The sequence below is a fragment of the ANME-2 cluster archaeon genome, assembly GCA_014237145.1.
Lineage (GTDB): Archaea > Halobacteriota > Methanosarcinia > Methanosarcinales > Methanocomedenaceae > Methanocomedens_A.
Genome location: JAAXOC010000092.1, coordinates 1,569 through 20,596, shown reverse-complemented (window position 1 = coordinate 20,596; position 19,028 = coordinate 1,569). Strand labels below are relative to the sequence as shown.

Here is a 19,028-nt window from a genome sequence, read left to right as displayed (position 1 = left end):
TATCATCAATAATTCACCACCCACACAACAACCTACATCAACCATCAACTCCAACCAGCACACCAGATGACCACACCCCCCACACCCCCCAACCTCGAACAAAACACAGGCATAACAGTATACATCACCACCAAACCCGGTACTGGCGGAACCATAAGACAGGTCCCGGAAGATTTTATTGTACAAGAACTTACAAACCGTGAAGAACAAGACTCAGGCAGCCACCTCATCTGCACCCTCACCAAAAAGAACTGGGATACCCATCACCTGGTACGGGACATCTCCCGCATACTCCACATCAGCCAGCAGCGAATAGGCTGGGCAGGCACTAAGGACAAGCAGGCCCTGACCACCCAGAAGATCAGCATATATGATATGGACACCCCGGAACTTGAGCGCATCAGGTTAAGGGATGTTACCCTTACTGCCGTGGGTCGGTCCAACAAGAAAGTGAGCCTGGGCGACCTGTGGGGAAACCGGTTCAAGATTATAGTACGCCAGATAGCGCAGCCAGTGGATGAGGTGGATACTATGGTCGGCCTTACCACATCACAGATCAAAGTTGTGGGCGGCGTGCCTAACTTCTTCGGCATCCAAAGATTCGGCATCCAGCGCCCCATAACCCACATTGTTGGCCGCAAACTTGTGGAAGGTGACATTGAAGGGGCAGCCCTTGAATACATAGCCCGCCCATATCCTGGTGAGTCAGAGGAAGCCAGGCAGTCCAGGCAATACGTGCTTGATACACTTGACTTCAAGGGCGGGATCGGGAAGTACCCCCTACGCCTAAGGTATGAGCGCGCAATGATGACCCGGCTAGTGGAAAAACCAGGGGACTACGCAGGTGCTTTCAATGCGCTATCCCCAAATCTCAGGAAAATGTTCGTGCATGCATACCAGTCATACCTGTTCAATCTCATACTCAGCCGGCGTCTGGAAAGGGGGATGCCCATCAACGAAGCGCTTCCCGGGGATATCGTCTGCTTCAAGAATGCGGCCGGACTCCCTGACCCCACCAGGATGCAGAATGTAGACGAGGATACACTGGATGGCATCAATAACCTGATACGAAGGGGTCGTGCGTTTGTGACCGGACCAATTGTTGGGTATGAAACGCCCATGTCAGGGGGACTGGCCCGTGAGATTGAGCAGGCAGTGATAGAAGAGGAAAAGGTGGATATTGAAGGATTCAGGATGCCTGCAGTACCTGAACTTGCCAGTAAAGGACTGCGGCGTGAGATTATAATTCCGGTAAACCCGGAATATAAAGTAACAGAAGACAAATTGAATACGGGATATTCGGCAGTGGAACTTGAATTTGACCTGCAGAGGGGAGCATATGCCACAACAGTGCTGCGTGAATATATGAAGAGCGACCCGGCTGCAGACCACATCCTAAAAGGAAAATAACGGGTAATAAATATATATTATGTGGAAGCTTAATAAATAGTGAAGAAATTTTATTTAACTAGTATACACATTGTCAAATAAAATATTTGATAAAAATAAAGTGATGATTAAACGAAAACAATATTTATAATTGTTTGCAACTTACTTATGGAGAAAAAAATATGGATGGCTATTTTCTGGGTTTGGATAAATTAGATGAAAGTATCAAAGGTATCAGGGCTGGTTCAAATATCATGCTGCTAGGGCCGCCAATGAGCGGAAAAGAGACCATCATCAATAACATTGTTTTTAATGGGTTAAAGGAGGGGGAAGCAGCCGTAATAGTCACTACCCGTGAACCCGGGGAAAACGTGCTACAGTGGTTCGAATACAATAATCTGGAAATACCTTTGGAACACATTGGCATTGTGGATTGTGTCACCAAGACCCTGGGTGTGCCCACAGCCGATACTATTAACATCAAGAGGGCATCCAGTCCGGTCGACCTGACAGGTATTGGGGTTAAGATCAGTCAGTTCCTTGAGGATTTCTGGATGAAAAAGAATATCCGAAAGACCAGATTGTGTATCAATTCACTTTCTACCATGCTGATGTACTCCAACATCCAGACCGTGTTTAGATTCCTGCATGTATTTACAGGCAGGGTAAAAGCTGCAGGAGCCATTGGTGTTTATCTGGTTGAGGATGGTATGCACGACGACCAGGCCATCGCCACTTTGAAGCAGCTTTTTGATGGTGTTATTGAAGTGAAACAAGAGAATGATGACCATTTTATCAGGGTTGTGGGAATGGGACAAAAACCATCCCCCTGGTACGAATATACTATTAATGGGGCTGACCTGGTCTTAATTGGCGGTGATTAGGTTGGTGGAAACAGGTATACCCAGACTAGATAAATTTCTAGGAGATGGTATTCCTGCAGGTAAATCCATGGTATACTTTAATCATCCAGGGGTTGAAGGCGATGTTTTCGGTATGCAGACACTGTACCATAACCTGTCTAAAGACACTTCGTGTGTATATATTACCTCCAGTTCAAATCCCGGCATGATGAAAGACTATTTCACGGAGTTTGGGTGGAGCATCCGGAAATTTGAAGACAAATTGACTATTATCGATGCATATTCGTCCCTGGTAGGGGACCTTTCTGATGAAAAATATATTGTTTCCGACCCTGAGAATATTGAAAATATGAATGAAATTATCATTCAGGTCATGAAGGATGTACCTAAGAAATCCGTCATCATGGTTGGTTCACTTTCTACCATCATGGATCTCTGTGGTGAAGAAAATACATTGAAAGCCATTAAATTATGGAACAAGTTTGCAGTGTTGCATGACCATGTCATCATCTACAACTTCACTGCCTGGCCATATTTGGAATCTACCATCAAGGTTATCAAGGATGAAATTTTCAATTCGGTCATCAGTGTTGGCGGTATTGCCGAACGTGTCATTTTTGGCCAGTATTTCGGTGTGTTAAAAGCTGATTGGACAGACCATAAGGCACAGTCTATGCTGTTCAGGGTGCTAAGACCTGGTGGTATCAAGATATACATCCCCAAGATACTGGTTACAGGACCCTTTGATGCTGGCAAGTCTACGTTTGTTCATTCACTGTCTACCAGGGCTATCTCGGTGGACCGACTGGGAACTACCATCGCCCTTGATCATGGACATATTGACCATAAGGGCTTCAGTGCAGATATATTCGGAACACCGGGCCAGGAGAGGTTCGACCCTATTATAAAGATGATAAGCGGTGAAGCCATGGGGATATTCCTGATAGTGGACTCTACCGCGCCTAAAGACTTTATCAGGGCAAAACAGATGCTGGAAATCACTAAAGGATATGGACTTCCCTATGTGATCATTGCTAATAAGCAGGATATTCCCGGCGCTATGTCAGTGGATAATATACGTAGTCAATTTAATATACCAGAAGATGTACCTATAATCCCAGCAATAGCTACAGAGAAGAAAGGAGTTTTTGAAGCTTTTGAACTGCTGGTTGAAAAAATAACAGGAGGTACATAACGGATGGATTCGACTTTGGAGGCATTGGAGAAAGTGCTTACTGACTTGAAAAAAGTAGGCGGAGTCGAAGCTAGCGCCGCTGCCAGCAGGGATGGACTTCTCATGAAGGCAATTATGCCCATAGGACAACATGCAGAGACTTTTGCGGCAATGTCGGCTACCATGCTGGGTGCAGCAGAGACTGCTACTACTGAGTTAGGTAAAGGTATCCCGGAAAGGGTGATCGTGGAATCAGAACATGGAAAGCTTATTGCCACAGGTGCGGGCCCAAAGGCACTATTAATCGTACTTACAACCCCTGATGCGGGTCTTGGCCTGATATTATTGGAACTGGAAAAAGCGTCCAAGATCATCAAGGGATTACTTTAAGCTTTGATTTATTTTTTTTGTGGTTTGGATGAAAATGGACATATATAAATTAAAACATGATGCTGCCCACTTAACACCTTTATTGAACATAGGAAAAAACGGTGTTACTGACTCGCTGATCGAGGAACTGCTCAGGCAGCTAAAACAAAATAAACTGGTAAAGGTAAAGATATTAAAATCTGCACTGGGAGATATGGACCGCAAGGCTATTGCCGAGGAACTTGCAAAACGTACCGGGTCCCAGCTTATCGAAATTAGAGGAAGTAGTGCAGTATTATATCGCAAATAAACGGGTAAAACCGGAATATATGGTCAACGGTTTTAGGATGATGTAATATAATTTTGAGTGTAATTGAAGCTGATGGAAAGGTAATCAAACCTGCCTTTCAAATATCCACTGAAAACCAATAACAATTAAACCAATTTGTGTAGTCCCGATCAAAACATTAATCTGCCATCAACCAGCAATTCCCGTTTTGTTTCCCACCGCATTTTTTAGTCTTACTTTTAGACCGTGATCCAGCGTCCCTAGGAGCAGACTTGCAGGAGATTTGGGAAATGATCCTACAGATTTGAGAGAAGGCATAAGCCATTAATAACAACCATCACAATCTCCTTTAACGAACCAGTTGAAGGGGATCCAATGGCAGAAATTTTCATCTCATACGCGCGTGCCGATGATGAGCCATTCGTCGAGCAGCTCCACAATGATCTGACCGAGCATGGTTTCGATGTATGGTGGGACAGACAGACCATGCAGAGCCGCGGTCTGACATTCCTGCAGGAACTCCGCGATGCCATTGAGGGATATGACTGGCTGATTGGTGCATGAACGAGAGAACGCAGATGAATTTATCTGATTGTAAACGCTATAGGTATGAATCATAATGCAAAGGAGGAGAGAGCATGGAGAGTAAGAACCCCACAATCGTTGTTACCGGGGATGTCTGCATTGACTGGCTGCAATGGCCAACAAAACCTGAAGATGCGGGGCTAAACTGGAAACTTTACTCAGGGACGCGCATGACCGCAAAACCCGGAGGTGCGCTTCTTTTAGCGGATTTTATGCGCACTGCAACCGGTATCAATGTGGTTTCGCCGCAGTTGAAGAATATCGATAAAATTCCCCCGAAGGTCCTCCTTCACTCAAACGCCGAATTGGAGCTTTTCCCATATTCATCAGACCATAAGGATATGGATAAAGACCGGATGGTTTACCGAATCGGGCGTTGCCGAGGGTTTACAGGACCCACCGCAGACGCCAGGGTGCCACTTTCCTTTAAAGATGACGATCCTCGTGCATATATGGTGGTTCTCGACGATGCAGGGAACGGATTTCGTGATGATAAAACAAAATTGCCTTTAGCGATACAGGACGAAGGGGCAAAACCCATCGTGGTATGCAAGATGCACCGCCCTCTTGCTTCCGGTGATCTGTGGGGGCACGTCTCAAAGAAGCATTCTGAAAGGCTGGTTGTGGTCGTGACCGCGGATGATCTGCGTGCAAGCGGTATGAACATCAGCCGCTCTCTTTCATGGGAGCGGACAGCAAAGGAATTCGTCTGGCAGATGGCATACAACGCCGGACTGGGGCTTACAGGCTGTAGCAATCTTGTGGTTCGCTTCGGTCTCGAAGGCGCGATACATTACACGTTGGCGGGCGACCATGCAACAGCCCGGCTGTACTTCGATCCGACCATGAGCGAGGGCGACTTTACGCATAACTACCCAGGAAAGATGCAAGGAATCTCTTCCGTATTCGTTGCCGCACTCGCAGCAAGGATCGCTGTCCAGTGTGTTTGTGGGGACTCACTTTCTGATGCGGTGGGAAAGGCGGTGCGGGATGGGTTAAATGCCTCCCGGGAACTTGTCAGGCAAGGTTTTGGAAAGGACGAACCTGAACAAGAACAAGAACAAGAACCTGAATATCCCTACCACGTAGCTGGTATTTTTTTAGCCGGTGAACAGAGTGGTGATTCCATAGCTGATGTGGCAATATCTGATCAGAACACGGCAGAGGATGCGGATCCGCACACGTGGTGCATCCTCAAAGAGATCAACGATCCCGTGCTGGAGCGCATCGCTTATGGAATTGTAAAGGAAGGAGAGACTGCTTCACTTAAAAACGTCCCAATAGGTAACTTCGGGAAGTTAAAGAGTGTTGACCGCAATGAGATTGAGAGCTTTCACAGTATAAAGAACCTGATGCGGGAGTATATCGAATCAGATAGCTATACCCGGCCGCTTTCAATAGCGGTCTTTGGTTCGCCCGGTTCTGGCAAATCTTTTGGTATAACCGAGATCGCAAAGAGTATCGCTTCAGATAGGATTGAGCTATTGAATTTCAATCTTTCCCAGTTTGATTCAAAGTCTGACCTGATCAGCGCGTTTCATAAGGTCCGCGACCTTGCACTTGAGGGGAAGATCCCGCTCGTCTTTTTTGATGAGTTCGATTCGGATTTTAATGGGAAACTTGGCTGGCTGAAATACTTTTTAGAACCGATGCAGGACGGAAAATTCATGGAGAGGGAGACGATGCATCCCATCGGCAGATCGATCTTTGTCTTTGCAGGCGGAATAAACAATACATTTGAAAGATTCTCTGGAGACGATGCCGATGATGCCGATACTATGGACCCTGAAGAAGAGAGGATGTATAAAGATGCAAAAGGACCCGATTTCACAAGCCGTCTGCGCGGTTACGTAAATATAAGGGGACCTAACCAAAGAGGGGCAGAGGATACGGTATTTGTAATCAGGCGCTCGATGCTACTTCGTTCTCTACTCGAACAGAAGGCAGATAACCTCTTTGACAGCAGGAAACATCTCAGGATCGATGACGGCGTGCTGCGGGCACTGATCAACGTCAAAAGTTATAAACATGGCACACGTTCGATCGAAGCCATCATCGAGATGAGCATGTTAAACGGGCGGCGGTCATGGGAACAGGCTTATCTTCCTGCAAAGGAGCAGCTCAAGCTGCATCTTGATGAAGAGTCGTTCTCGCGTCTTCTGGTGAGCGATGTGATACTTGGTGCGTCGCGGGAACGGTTGGCAGAGGCTATCCATGATAGATAACAGCTGGAGGATTAGATAGATGAAAATACCTGTATTTGTTTCCAGTCCAACTTTACTCAATATTAACCAAGAAGCATCTATGAAGATTGTATTGGAGGCGATTAATCGCTTTGAATTAGAACCCCGGACTTTGGGCCGTTCGGATTATCCCACGGAGCTCCCACTTCGAGAGGTCTATGTAATATCCAAGCATTGTGCTGGTGGAATCATATTGGGATTCGAACAATTTGAGACAAGTTCTGGCACATGGAAACGAGGCACGAATAAAGAGTATGCTGTTGACGTTGGCAGCACGGTAAAATTTCCCACTCCTTGGAACCATCTTGAATCAGGGATATTGTATTCTCTCGGATTGCCGACACTTGTTTTTTAAGAAGATGGAATATCGGGAGGGGTGTTCGATCGTGGAGTTACAGATGTGTTTGTACACAAAATGCCCACCCATAAGATGAGTTCTGATGAAAAAAGAGCTTTGTCTGGTGTTTTTCTAAAATGGCAAAGTAAAGTCCGAGAGTTCTACTATAAGTGATACGTCTAACTATAGATCTGGGAAAAGTGGAGTTGATGAAAAAGAATGGGTTCACCTCATCTCATATTTTTTAATTCGCAATTGAAGCAAAACCATCCATCAGCAAACTGCAAGGAACAGAGGCAGTGGCACAAACAAAATATCACCATCAAGCCGTAAAGTATTCTTGGTAACAACAATACCGATCCCTGTGTCAAACTCATTCATAAACTCTTTAACCCCCCCTATGTCGTCAGGATGTTCTTGATATTTGACCTCAACCGGAATTGGGATCGGGCCGAGTTTGATCACTACATCCACTTCTTTTTTCCCTTTCCAGTAATAACTCTGCATGCGCCCTTCCAATTTATACACTAATCTTGATGCATGGTCTGAAACGATCGTTTCCACGGTTTTACCGATCTCCTCACCAAATTCAAACAAACGCCTGTTCAATAGTCCGACAAGTACGTTTCTTGTGGGGTGGTCACGCAAATACAGTTTTTTTCCTTTCTTGAAAGTACTGTCCGCATTTGAATAGAAACGTGACTCTGATATCATAAAAACATCAGTGAGATACCCGAGGTATACCATGAATGTATCATACTTTATGCCAATGGACTTTGAAAAACCATGATAATCGGTCATTTGTCCACTCTGCATAGCGCACCGCAACACGAGATTTTCCAGCCCCTTTATGTTCCGGACAGAAAACATTCGCATTATATCCTTATGTATGGTCAACCCAAACCGCTCCATAAGCACATCCCTTGATGTTTCAAGATCGGCATCTAAAAGTGCAGGATAACCGCCTTTTACGATGTAATCGAGAATATATTTGTCAAGGGATATGCCATTCTTCAGTAATGCATCACGATACACCAGTAAAGCATCAAACATCGCACCTGCATCCCTTTCAATGAGTGCATTCGTGACTGGTGTAGCGTCTGCCATATCGCATAATCTTGATGGATATTCTTCCTTGAAAAGAGAATAATTGACATAATCTGCAAACTTCCACTGAAGCATCAAACGAAGTCGTGACCTTCCGATCAACGATTCCGAACCGCCTTTTTCAATTTCAGTACTTGATGAACCTGAAACTGTGAACTTAAGAGGAGATTGCAGGTCATGGAATTGTTTCAGATAATTGCTCCAATTAGCAATAGTCTGTATTTCGTCAAGGAAAATATATGCTTTTTCGCTCCCGGAAGGTTTAACGAAGGTGGAATAAACATCAATTATATCTTTGACAGGCTCAGGGCAGATCATGTCAATGGATGTGTGATCCATGGAAATATACATGATATTGTGTGGTGAAACATGTTCATATTCGATCAGGTGTTTCACAACTTGCTTCATCAAGACTGTTTTACCAACCTGCCGTGGACCATAAACAATTTCGATATTTTGGCTATCCATTGCCGATGCCAGTGAATCAAACCATTTTGTCCTGTATTTCGGAATGTGAAACTCACTGCTTTTCCACCAAGGATTATACTCATACAATACATCCAATATTTTTTGGACATTGTCTTCTGAATCGATCATTACCTTTATGTTGGTAATGATTATATAAATATATTACCTTTATGTTGGTAGTTCATCTGTCAGTTTATTACCTTTGTATTGGTAGTAATTGTATTGCGTGTTTTTTCTCTGTGATCAGTACTTCCGGTTACACATATTTCCGAGTGTGCAATATGAATGATTTAAGAAGATACAAACCATGCTGAAATCATGCACCCACCATTCAGCCCTCCTCGTATATTCATCTCCTATGCTGCAGCGATGGAGAAGACTTTGCCAAAGACCTGCGCCGCCGCCTGACCGAAAAGTATGGCTTTGCTGTGTGGTAGTACATGATCGAGATTGAAGTGGGCGAAGCCTGGTGGCAGCAGATCGTTGCCGCGCTCACAAGCGAACACGTTGAACACATGGTGCTGGTGATGACACCTGCTGCAATGGACTCATATATAGTGCGCAGGGAATGGCGGATCGCGAGGCAGGAAGGTGTCTGTGTGCTACCTGTGATCGCCTCACCTGATCTTGACTTCCAGAGCCTGCCCCACGGTATGAGTGCTGTGCATTTTACAAACCTTGATATTGATGAAGATTGGACACGGTTCATCCGTACCCTCGAAGGTCACACCGACCGGGTCGATGCGGTTGCTGTTACGCCAAATGGAAAACACGCAATCTCAGGATCAAGTGATAAGACTCTCAGGGTGTGGGATATCAAGTCTCCACCTGCTCCTCATCCACACTGCTGATGGCGATTTCATACCCCACCCTGGCCCGCTCTTCGAACACCGACACCCCAGGCACAGGCACAGCCACAACCAACCGCCCCCATCTGCACGCTCTCCACACATTCCGCATGCTTGCGGCAGTATGGCACCCTCATTCGGTGATGCTCTTCACCATGCTCATGCTCAAATTTTGAAATCAATACAAATCTTTAAAGTCCATGAAATTCTATTTATTCTTATGGGCGCAATCGCAAATCTGGATGAATTAAAATTAATATTAAAAAAAGAGTTGAGGCAGGAGATTCTGACAGAGGTACTTGATATAATCAGGGATGAATTTTATCCACCTGAAGAAAAAATCCGCAAAGAATTTATAAAAAAGGTTGAGGCAGCCGAACGCAGGGTTAAAGAAGGTAAATTTACGCAATATACCCCTGAAGAGTTTGAAAAAAGTTTTCTTTGACCATGCCATATAACATCCAGTTTGAGAATGTTCTGGAGACAATTCTTCAAAAGATAAAAAAGAAGGATTATATTCTTTATCAGAGAATAATTCACAAAATACTCGAGATTAGTATAAATCCTGAATTGGGGAAGCCACTCCGAAACGTGCTAAAAGGGAAACGAAGAGTTCATGTTGGTTCGTTTGTGCTTGTTTATATTAATTATTATACCCCACAGCTCTGCTGCGGTTGGGTGTGCCAGCGCAACGTTTGACTCGATTGATAAGAAAAACGAAACAGTAATTTTCATTAATTTTGAACATCACGATAAAGTATATCGATAATGTGCACTTGATCTTAATCACTATACCCTGCAGCTCTGCTGCGGTTGGGTATTCCGTCGCAATGTTTGACTCCGTACCCAAATTTTAGCGTCACTGTTGTGGTTTTGGTTCAGATATTTTTAAATTATGCACAAAACACCCATAGAATGCAGTCACGGCCAATCCCATTCGAGATGTAACGAGACCTGTATGGTGCATTCCATTAGTCATCGGTTAAGGAGTTTGACTGATTCGATATGCATCGTTTTCCAAATAACCAATGATTTTTTATAATTAACCAATTTAGTTTAAATATAACACAGATGACACTGATTAGACGGATTTATTTTCGTATCTGTGTGCATCCGTACAATCCGTGTTCTATCACAATATTACTCATAACCGATGACACATGTAGTGCATTTAACACCCACCCACAATCACATTCACAGCCTCAAACACGTCCAGGCCGGCACCCACACCTAAAGAACAACAGCCGTTTTTTCAAGAACAGGATGGAGCACACCATTAGAAGCCACAATATTTACCCTGTTGGTAACGTTCAGTTCACCACTGGGCGCCTGCCCATGCCCGTCGGTCACGATACCCCCTGCCTCCTTGACAATAAGTATCCCGGCCGCCACATCCATGATCCTTAATCTGCTGCGAAGGTCTATAAATGCATCCAGCCTGCCTGATGCTACAAAGCTTAACTCAAGGGCGGCACTTCCAAAAGAGCGAAGACGCCGTACATGCCTGCCCAGGCGCTTGAATACATCACTTTTATCCTTGTATCCATAAGATGCCACAGTAAACTCATCAAGTTTAGCAGCTTGGGAAACATGTATCTTATTGTTATTGTAAAAAGCACCCTTGTTCTTAGCGGCAGTAAAATCCGTACCATTAGCCAGGTTATATACTTCAGCATACCTGATATCTGTCAGGTTGGCATCACCTATGGCTATAGAAACTGAATAGAATGGAACATCACGGGTTGCATTATATGTACCATCCAGCGGGTCAAGCACCACAGTGAACTCGGGAGCATCCCCGAAAGTGAGATGACCCTTTTCTTCAGTAACGATCTTCATATCAATGCCCGAGGATGCCAGTATCTCCAGTGCTGCATCCTCGGCCACTATATCGATAAACTTGGAAGGCGTACCGTCAGCTCCCATTCCCACCACTTCACCGCCTTTTTGGGTGCCTACAAGGTCTTTTATTGAATCGGCTACTGCCAGTGAAACATCATTACACAATGTTGCTATTTCATCCAAATTATAACCTCCCGGTCAGATATTGTATTTACATCCGGCAATAAACCGCTGCTTTGGCTGGTTCAGGTCGGTAAGCAAGAACATATCACCGTTGCAAAATGAAACTTCCTCGCCTATAGAAAGTGATAACTTGCATGTATTGCCTGCCCGGGCTTCGCCCACATCCTGGCCGTCAATGATGATACCTGTTATTTTTACTGGTGTGGACTGGAGGTTAACATACATGTGCAGTGTACTACCTACGCCCAGTCCGGAACTGAACTTTGAGACATTGCATTCAAGTTCAATATCCTTTGCCGTCGTCTCGTCAGATGAGATAATATTGCCCCGGTCTACATCTTTTGCCTGCACACCCTTTAAGGAAAGTCCCACCCTGGAACCAGGACCTGCAGATTCCTTATCCACATCCTGCATCTGGATATTGCGTATCTCTATTACCTGGTTGATCGGGTAGATGGTCAGTTTATCGTGTTTATGCACAGTTCCCTGGATCACTCTTCCCAGTATGACCGAACCTATACCTTTGACGTTAAAGTAATGATCCACGACTACCCTTGGGGATTTGTCTGCCATTTTGAGGTTATGGACAGTAATCTCCCTGTCAAGCTCATTTATCGCTTCTTTTAATTGCTCCATCCCTTCAAAGGTTGTAGTAGATACAGGTATTATATCCCAGTCCCTGGCAGTCATACCCTGTAAGAATGAATGAATGTTATTTGCATTCTCTTCCAGTTCATATGGGTTCGACCTGTCAGACATGGTTTGGACGACTATGCCGTATTTCAGGCCCAGCTGGTCAACAGCTATAACACACTCCCCGGCTGCCGCATCCATTCCTGCAGGGGGGATACATAACAGTACTATCTCAGACATTCCAAGTGCTGTTGTAAGTGGTTTCGGGGAAGCGGGATAACCTGACGGGTCGATAATAGTAAGTATCTGGTCACCTTTGGCAAAGTCATACATAGTAATGTCTGAAGTATTGCCTTTCTTACCCAGCCTGGATGCCAGCGAACTCCTGCCTGATCCTTCTCCACCGATAACTGCTATTGATACCATGTCAATTCAATATAAGTGTTTTTTTCCCTGGGGCTGACCACCAGGTGCCAGCACCGTTAAATTCGCTTAAAGGTAATTACAGTTAAGAACCTAATATTTGATAGATAAGTTCGACAGAAGTTATCGATAGATGACTTCAATAGAAATCATCGATACTAATGTCTTAACACTCTGATCTTCAGATAATTATAATTTAACCACAGAGGATACAGAGAAACACAGAGCTTGTAACTGATTTTACCCTCTGTGCTCTCTGTGGTTTATTGCTTAGAACTTATTAAATTTTGCATTTTATTAGTCAATATTGTTTGGTTTTTAACTATAATATTATTGCCCTATTATTAGCCAGGCTTATTTTTTCAGTGTTGTGTTCTTCATGTGTGAATCAAGGAGATAATCAAAGTCAATAACATCTGTCCATCCTGTTTCCTGGAAGATGCTCATGAAAAATACACCGATGATCGTCCGGTTATCCGGGTTGGTAATATCGTCAATGACTTTTTTAATTTCATTTACATCAGTGTTCATCTTTGGGATTGCAAGCCCGCCAAGCAGGACCACCATATCAGCTGCCGGGTCGGCTGGCTCACCCAACTGCATGCCTTCGGGTGTGGATATGATGGATCTTGCTCTATCCACTGAAGTATTGGGTATGAAGACCAGTTTTTTTTCTGAACCACGGATCACAAAGGAGAGCAGTTCGGCAAAAGGAGTACAAAATCCTGGTGTACCAATGAATGTAATTCTGCCTGAATCTTTAGAAATATCCTTAAATATGTTAAGTAGACCGCCTATACCTTTTGAAACATTTATTTCTTTAATTTATACCACCCCTGGTATTGTTATTGTTGCAAGTTAATGGGCCTGACCGGATTTGAACCGGTGGCCGCCCGGTTATGAGCCGGGCGCTCTAACCTGACTAAGCTACAGGCCCCCCTATAAGCAAAGGACGCCGCCAACAGGGCTCGAACCTGTGACATCATGGTTAACAGCCATGCACTCTACCAACTGAGTTATGGCGGCATTCTGCAAATTGGTTTTTTGCGAAGCGTTCTAATGACACTCTTTGATTTAAAGGTTTTGTTTATCTGAGACCGTTACATTACATGTTGGTATGATTTTTCCTTTGCATACTTTACAAGTAATGACATGAAATATCTATTACAATTAGTGTGAAAAATCGCAAAGCTGCGCTTCATGAGTTGTGCGTTCATGCTTTGATCAGAATAGTTGCCAGTAGTACCAATAATGATAAATTGTATTCACCAACACGAATTGTAACGGTCTCGTTTATCTGAGGCATCTCACTTTATTCCCATTTTTTTCAGTGCTGCCATGCTTTTCTTGATATATTCGCCGTTCCTGTGTTCCAGCACTTTTATACCTCTGCTTTTCTTCAACACTTCTTGTAAGCTGGAAAAATCAATATTCCCGCCGCCTATCCACATATGTTCGTCCTTCTCACCGTGATTGTCATGCAAATGGAAATGCGCTATATCGTGTTTTATAAACTCATTGAGGGTTCCGGTGGTATTGGCATGACCTGTATCCAGTACAAGACCGGTTCCATCAAGATCGATATCCGGCTGCCTGAAAAGGAAGCACTCCCAGTTTGGCATATTCTCAATACATATCTGCACTCCGGTATCACCGGAAATGTCTGCAAACTCGCGAATGGAACGGTTAAGGGCCGCCCTTGCCGCAGGCAGATCATATGAATAGGAAAAGTAACCGGGATGGACGACCAGCATCTCAGCATCTATCCTGGTGCACATATCTACTGCCTGGCGTACCAGTTCCAGACTCGCCCGACGGATCGGCTCCCTGATACTGCTGATGTTCAGGTCAGTGGTGGGAGCATGGACCGAGTACTTAAGGTCATACGAAAGAGGTGTCTGAGCATGACGGAAAATGTCGTGCATACCCTCTGAGTATATCTCCGCGCACTTTGAGATGCTTTCAATATTTTCAAGTGCCGCAGACAGCGGCAGTTCGTGGAACGCATAGGAGGATATACCGATCATAGGTTGAACATCATTATGGAGGTGATTATAAGACTTTCGTATTTGCTATTTGTTGGGTGTTATACCTGAAATTCACTGTATGGTGGGGAAGGGATGCGTTTCTTACTGCTAATTTAGACAAAACGCCATATACTTTGCACATTTCCAGTCTTCAGCATGTTATTGGAATCTATGTTATCTATTTCGATTATAATTATAACCTAAATCACATATTATATTTAATAGCTCTACTTTTGTCTACTTCAACTACATCTGGTTGGGTAACCATCTTGATTGTGTACACTATGGTTTTTCAATCGACGCATCACGATAATGAAGTATCCTATCCGAGCGAGCAGGTTAAGATAGAACATAAAGGAGATTTGAAATGAAAATAAAGGAGGATTTGAAAGATGCAATTGTCATAGCAATTCTAGTTGCGATGGTTGGTATGACCACGATTGCATCTGCATCGGACTGGGAGCAGTTCCAGAAGAATGAGATTAATAGCGGCTACACGGCTGACAGCGCACCTGTCAGCGACCCGGAACTCACGTGGAGCAAACATACGAGCGGTACGGGAATGGGCGGCATTGATGTCACTCCGATCATTGTGGACGGAGCAGTATATATGCTTGACTACCAGGGAGTTCTCTGGTCTTTCGATGCAACAACAGGGACAGAGAACTGGCAATCATATCTTACCGAGGGACCCGGGACTTTCGAGCTTTCAACTCCCGCATATAATAATGGTATTATATATGCAGCCGTAAGCAGTGGCAGTGAAGGCCAGGGAACTGGAAGGGTCTGTGCAGTATACGCAAACAACGGAAGCATCCGCGAATGCAAATATTATGGATTAAAAAATTACCAGCTCAATACACCAATTACATATGCCGATGAAAAGATCTATCTCGGCAACAGTAAGTATGGAACAAAGGACAACAGTACGTACTACTGCATTGATGCATCGGATGTGACCAATGAGATATGGAGCAGGACTGCGCCTTATGTCACGGGCTATTACTGGGCAGGCGCTGCGATTGTCGGCGACTACATAATCTATGGAGATGACAATGGGAATCTAACGTGCCTGAATAAGGACACGGGAGTATTTGTTGATAGCCTTGATGTCACTGATGAGAAAATTAAGTCATCTATCGTGTTTAATGAGTTATACAATCGCATATACTTCACATCGAAGGGAGGATACGCATTTGCCCTCGGTTTTAATTCGCAGACCGGTCATTTTATTCCAGACGACCACTGGAATACCTCAATAGGCTACAGTACGTCTACGCCTGCTGTCTACGATGGGCGGTTATATGTCGGTTGTGGTTCTTTCGGTTCGACAGGCAAGGTCTACTGTCTGAGTGAATCTGATGGTTCGGTGGTCTGGTCTACGCCGAATCTCGGTGGTGTGCAGTCATCACCAGCCCTTTCGGTTGTGAACGGACGGAAGTTCATATACTTTACGATAAACGATTATAATGGCTCTGCCTATTGCTTAGAAGATACAGACAGCACATACACCACGCAATGGGTATGGAACCCACCAGAACCAGACAACCAGTACATCATGCAGGGTATGGCGATATCTGATGGATACGTATACTTTGGGACGGATTATGGCAGAGTCTATGCGCTAAAGGAAGGACAGGAACAGTTTGAGATGCCGATATACAAGAACAACAACGACCCAAAGAACCTGTTTTCGATACCGCTTAACTCAAGTAATACAACGCTTGCAGAGGTTATCGGTGACGATGTGGTGGACGGTGACACGGTATACAAATATGTGAACGGCGTTGGATACAAGTCTGCCTCATACTATGGTGGTACCTGGTGGGGTGCGAGCGATGTTGAGTCGATCGAACCTGAAGTAGGGTACGAGTATCGCAGAAGTGGTGATACATTTAACATCACTAATGTGGGGCAGCTTTTGTCAAGTGTGAATACAACGATATATGGAGAAGCATCCACGGGTGATCCTAAGAACCTCATTGGATACGCATCGCTTGAAGAGACGAGTCTTTCTTCAGCGTTCAATGGACATCCAGTTGATGGCGATACGGTATACAGATATGTAAATGGCATTGGATACAAGTCTACTTCATACTATGGTGGTACATGGTGGGGTGCGAGCGATGTTGAGCCGATCGAACCAGGTGTGGGCTATGAATACAGACGAGTTGGTGCAACATTCTACTGGAAATACAATCCATAACGGATCATGATGCATGTATAGCATGAAGTAAGAGATAGCCCCTTCTGGGGCTTATTTTTTAAAAATAAGAGGTATAAAAATGAATGACAAAATTTGGAGCCGAATAACAGGAGGCAAAACAAAATGAGAAAGGATATAGGAATAGCTGGGCTCATCGTTGTCGCGATGATGCTTGTAATGGTGCCAACTGCATCTGCAGGAGAAGCTTTTACATGGGTTGGCAATGCGACATACTCAACTAACGGCACATGGGTTCCGGATGGGTGGACGATAAAGATGGAGAACTTAAATGAAACTTATCCAACAGAACCATGGAGCCAGGTTACAGGACAATATGTGATGTGGACTGCGCACTGTGATGGTGAAACTGGGCTGAGTGATGATACATGGATTTATGTGAACTTGACAAGTCCGGATGGAAGATGGTTTGGTGAGTTTAGTGATCGTCTTGGTGATATGGACACATGGTCTGGTAAGTACATACATGACGTCGTTCTTTATGAACAGGTACCACCAGCCGAGACCTTCACTAAGAACCTCGTTGCAAGCTGGAACCTTGTATCGCTGCCACTGACGCCGGAGGACAACAGTGTTTCTGCGGTGCTCGGCTCGATTGCAGGAAACTATGACGCTGTGAAGAGCTACAATACAGCTACTGACCAGTTTGAGGATGCGAGCACAATGGATCCGGGAATCGGATACTTTGTGCATGTCACGACTGTCGGCACTTGGGAATATAAGGGAACCGCTTACGAATCGATGAACGCTGATCTCTCAGAAGGTTTGAACATGGTCGGTTGGACGAACATAAGTGAGGATATTCCGGATGCATTGAGTTCAATCGATGGTAACTACAGGTACATTGCAAGATGGGATGCAACATCGCAGAGCTACGAGGTGTATCTGCCTGGTGCACCGGCAGTATTCAATGACTTTACAACGATGGAAGGAGGAGAAGGCTACTTCATTGCGGCAACATCGAGTTGTACGCTTGCATATCCATCTCCATAAGAGACTGTGAGGTGAAGATAAATGAATATAAGAATAATCGAAGTATTGCTTGCAGCAATGATATGCATAACAATGTTAGCGCCCGCAATGGCACAGCCATTACCGTTTGTGATCACCGGGCATGTATCAGACTCAGACGGGAACCCGTGCAACGGCACATGGGTTCAGATAACAAATACGAACACAAGCGCAAGCTGGGATGCCGAAAACGATTCGGCATCGAACTACTATAAGCTCGTGCTCGACAGTGACACCATGAGTGCTGGCAACGTACTGCTGTTCGAAACATCAAGTTGTTCAGAGACAAAGATGGTGGAGCATACTGTAACACAATCCGAACTGGAAGATGGAGGTATAAATGGTTTCGACATCGTGTTAGATGCGCAACAAGAGATCATCTGGCAAGGCGATGTAACATTGATCAATGGAACCACGTTTGATGTAAAGGCCAACAGCAGTGTCAGTTACGTCATTAATCGAACTACGGCTCTTGGTGCACTTGATGCAGCTGCCGAAGATGGCATTTTTAATTACACAGTGAACGATGATTGGTATGCAAGTTGGGATTCTCTGTTTGTTGATTCTATTGCAGACATAGCAAGCGAAGGCTATAATGGTTGGATGTACTGGGTGAACTATCCGGAAGATCCGATGCCTGGGATTGGTGCAGACCAATTCGTGCTTGAGGATGGAGATGTTGTTACATGGTACTGGAGCAGCAGTATGGATATGACACCAGCAAATTCAACAATGCTTGTGGAGATCAATGTTGCTATAGAAGAGCCACAAGAGATCATCTGGCAAGGCGATGTAACATTGATCAATGGAACCACGTTTGATGTAACGGCCAACAGCAGTGTCAGTTACGTCATTAATCGAACTACGGCTCTTGGTGCACTTGATGCAGCTGCCGAAGATGGCATTTTTAACTACACAGTGAACGATGATTGGTATGCAAGTTGGGATTCTCTGTTTGTTGATTCTATTGCAGACATAGCAAGCGAAGGCTATAATGGTTGGATGTACTGGGT

18 protein-coding genes and 2 tRNA genes (1 of these 20 only partly in view) are annotated in these 19,028 nt (G+C 44.6%); 13 read left to right on the top strand and 7 right to left on the bottom strand.

Annotated elements, in window-relative coordinates; translation table 11 throughout:
• Nucleotides 1-66: 66 nt before the first annotated feature.
• From truD to HF974_11970, 8 genes are all read left to right on the top strand, one after another.
• Nucleotides 67-1,410 (top strand): tRNA pseudouridine(13) synthase TruD, encoded by a 1,344-nt coding sequence (gene truD / locus HF974_12005; GenBank protein ID MBC2699031.1) that lies wholly within the window; start codon nucleotides 67-69, stop codon nucleotides 1,408-1,410.
• 161 nt (nucleotides 1,411-1,571) lie between these two features.
• Nucleotides 1,572-2,273 (top strand): recombinase RecA, encoded by a 702-nt coding sequence (locus tag HF974_12000; GenBank protein MBC2699030.1) that lies wholly within the window; start codon nucleotides 1,572-1,574, stop codon nucleotides 2,271-2,273.
• A gap of 4 nt (nucleotides 2,274-2,277) precedes the next feature.
• Nucleotides 2,278-3,447 carry a GTP-binding protein gene (locus HF974_11995; GenBank protein ID MBC2699029.1) on the top strand — a complete coding sequence of 390 codons (1,170 nt, stop codon included), beginning with the start codon at nucleotides 2,278-2,280 and terminating at the stop codon, nucleotides 3,445-3,447.
• A 3-nt stretch (nucleotides 3,448-3,450) separates the two neighbouring features.
• On the top strand, nucleotides 3,451-3,816 hold the full coding sequence (locus HF974_11990; GenBank protein ID MBC2699028.1) for a hypothetical protein: 366 nt from the start codon (nucleotides 3,451-3,453) through the stop codon (nucleotides 3,814-3,816).
• A 34-nt stretch (nucleotides 3,817-3,850) separates the two neighbouring features.
• Nucleotides 3,851-4,105 carry a YhbY family RNA-binding protein gene (locus HF974_11985; protein MBC2699027.1) on the top strand — a complete coding sequence of 85 codons (255 nt, stop codon included), beginning with the start codon at nucleotides 3,851-3,853 and terminating at the stop codon, nucleotides 4,103-4,105.
• Nucleotides 4,106-4,459: 354 nt separating this feature from the next.
• Entirely contained in the window at nucleotides 4,460-4,648 is a 189-nt protein-coding gene (locus HF974_11980; protein ID MBC2699026.1) for a TIR domain-containing protein, read from the top strand.
• A gap of 74 nt (nucleotides 4,649-4,722) precedes the next feature.
• A complete protein-coding gene (locus tag HF974_11975; GenBank protein ID MBC2699025.1) occupies nucleotides 4,723-6,894 on the top strand; it encodes an ATP-binding protein in 2,172 nt (723 codons plus the stop codon).
• 19 nt (nucleotides 6,895-6,913) lie between these two features.
• Nucleotides 6,914-7,267, top strand: coding sequence for a hypothetical protein (locus HF974_11970; GenBank protein ID MBC2699024.1), 354 nt, complete (start codon nucleotides 6,914-6,916; stop codon nucleotides 7,265-7,267).
• 255 nt (nucleotides 7,268-7,522) lie between these two features.
• Here the strand turns inward: HF974_11970 and HF974_11965 are convergent, their stop codons facing one another.
• Nucleotides 7,523-8,953, bottom strand: coding sequence for an ATP-binding protein (locus HF974_11965; protein MBC2699023.1), 1,431 nt, complete (start codon nucleotides 8,951-8,953; stop codon nucleotides 7,523-7,525).
• 311 nt (nucleotides 8,954-9,264) lie between these two features.
• Here HF974_11965 and HF974_11960 point away from each other — a divergent pair, with 311 nt between their 5' ends.
• Nucleotides 9,265-9,675, top strand: coding sequence for a hypothetical protein (locus tag HF974_11960; GenBank protein ID MBC2699022.1), 411 nt, complete (start codon nucleotides 9,265-9,267; stop codon nucleotides 9,673-9,675).
• A gap of 121 nt (nucleotides 9,676-9,796) precedes the next feature.
• The gene (locus tag HF974_11955; GenBank protein ID MBC2699021.1) at nucleotides 9,797-10,117 is read left to right on the top strand and encodes a hypothetical protein; all 321 of its coding nucleotides are present in this window, start codon (nucleotides 9,797-9,799) and stop codon (nucleotides 10,115-10,117) included.
• Between the two features lie 785 nt (nucleotides 10,118-10,902).
• Here HF974_11955 and HF974_11950 read toward each other — a convergent pair.
• The 6 genes from HF974_11950 to HF974_11925 form a co-directional block, all read right to left on the bottom strand.
• Nucleotides 10,903-11,697, bottom strand: a complete 795-nt coding sequence (locus tag HF974_11950; GenBank protein MBC2699020.1) for a bifunctional fructose-bisphosphatase/inositol-phosphate phosphatase — start codon at nucleotides 11,695-11,697, stop codon at nucleotides 10,903-10,905.
• A 15-nt stretch (nucleotides 11,698-11,712) separates the two neighbouring features.
• Nucleotides 11,713-12,756 (bottom strand): elongation factor Tu, encoded by a 1,044-nt coding sequence (locus tag HF974_11945; protein MBC2699019.1) that lies wholly within the window; start codon nucleotides 12,754-12,756, stop codon nucleotides 11,713-11,715.
• A 351-nt stretch (nucleotides 12,757-13,107) separates the two neighbouring features.
• Complete coding sequence (locus HF974_11940) at nucleotides 13,108-13,578, bottom strand: DUF2124 domain-containing protein (protein ID MBC2699018.1); 471 nt, start codon at nucleotides 13,576-13,578, stop codon at nucleotides 13,108-13,110.
• A 37-nt stretch (nucleotides 13,579-13,615) separates the two neighbouring features.
• A tRNA-Ile gene (locus tag HF974_11935) sits at nucleotides 13,616-13,690 on the bottom strand.
• 16 nt (nucleotides 13,691-13,706) lie between these two features.
• Nucleotides 13,707-13,779, bottom strand: a tRNA-Asn gene (locus HF974_11930).
• A gap of 281 nt (nucleotides 13,780-14,060) precedes the next feature.
• Nucleotides 14,061-14,780 (bottom strand): sugar phosphate isomerase/epimerase, encoded by a 720-nt coding sequence (locus HF974_11925; protein MBC2699017.1) that lies wholly within the window; start codon nucleotides 14,778-14,780, stop codon nucleotides 14,061-14,063.
• Between the two features lie 367 nt (nucleotides 14,781-15,147).
• On the opposite strand from HF974_11925, the gene HF974_11920 reads away from it, so the two are divergent.
• The 3 genes from HF974_11920 to HF974_11910 form a co-directional block, all read left to right on the top strand.
• Nucleotides 15,148-16,986 carry a PQQ-binding-like beta-propeller repeat protein gene (locus HF974_11920; GenBank protein ID MBC2699016.1) on the top strand — a complete coding sequence of 613 codons (1,839 nt, stop codon included), beginning with the start codon at nucleotides 15,148-15,150 and terminating at the stop codon, nucleotides 16,984-16,986.
• Between the two features lie 123 nt (nucleotides 16,987-17,109).
• Nucleotides 17,110-17,997, top strand: a complete 888-nt coding sequence (locus HF974_11915; GenBank protein MBC2699015.1) for a hypothetical protein — start codon at nucleotides 17,110-17,112, stop codon at nucleotides 17,995-17,997.
• A 21-nt stretch (nucleotides 17,998-18,018) separates the two neighbouring features.
• Nucleotides 18,019-19,028: the 5' portion of a DUF4430 domain-containing protein gene (locus HF974_11910; GenBank protein ID MBC2699014.1), read on the top strand. It continues 25 nt past the right edge of the window; the window shows 1,010 of its 1,035 coding nt (coding positions 1-1,010); it begins with the start codon at nucleotides 18,019-18,021; its stop codon lies off the right edge, out of view.

Excerpts from the sequence above, each read along its gene's own strand:
- HF974_11985 (MBC2699027.1), top strand. The coding sequence starts at position 3,851 with ATGGACATATATAAATTAAAACATGATGCTGCCCACTTAACACCTTTA.
- HF974_11925 (MBC2699017.1), bottom strand. The coding sequence starts at position 14,780 with ATGATCGGTATATCCTCCTATGCGTTCCACGAACTGCCGCTGTCTGCG.
- HF974_11990 (MBC2699028.1), top strand. The coding sequence starts at position 3,451 with ATGGATTCGACTTTGGAGGCATTGGAGAAAGTGCTTACTGACTTGAAA.
- HF974_11965 (MBC2699023.1), bottom strand. The coding sequence starts at position 8,953 with ATGATCGATTCAGAAGACAATGTCCAAAAAATATTGGATGTATTGTAT.
- truD (MBC2699031.1), top strand. The coding sequence starts at position 67 with ATGACCACACCCCCCACACCCCCCAACCTCGAACAAAACACAGGCATA.
- HF974_11975 (MBC2699025.1), top strand. The coding sequence starts at position 4,723 with ATGGAGAGTAAGAACCCCACAATCGTTGTTACCGGGGATGTCTGCATT.
- HF974_11920 (MBC2699016.1), top strand. The coding sequence starts at position 15,148 with ATGAAAATAAAGGAGGATTTGAAAGATGCAATTGTCATAGCAATTCTA.
- HF974_11915 (MBC2699015.1), top strand. The coding sequence starts at position 17,110 with ATGAGAAAGGATATAGGAATAGCTGGGCTCATCGTTGTCGCGATGATG.
- HF974_11960 (MBC2699022.1), top strand. The coding sequence starts at position 9,265 with ATGATCGAGATTGAAGTGGGCGAAGCCTGGTGGCAGCAGATCGTTGCC.
- HF974_12000 (MBC2699030.1), top strand. The coding sequence starts at position 1,572 with ATGGATGGCTATTTTCTGGGTTTGGATAAATTAGATGAAAGTATCAAA.
- HF974_11945 (MBC2699019.1), bottom strand. The coding sequence starts at position 12,756 with ATGGTATCAATAGCAGTTATCGGTGGAGAAGGATCAGGCAGGAGTTCG.
- HF974_11980 (MBC2699026.1), top strand. The coding sequence starts at position 4,460 with ATGGCAGAAATTTTCATCTCATACGCGCGTGCCGATGATGAGCCATTC.
- HF974_11970 (MBC2699024.1), top strand. The coding sequence starts at position 6,914 with ATGAAAATACCTGTATTTGTTTCCAGTCCAACTTTACTCAATATTAAC.
- HF974_11955 (MBC2699021.1), top strand. The coding sequence starts at position 9,797 with ATGGCACCCTCATTCGGTGATGCTCTTCACCATGCTCATGCTCAAATT.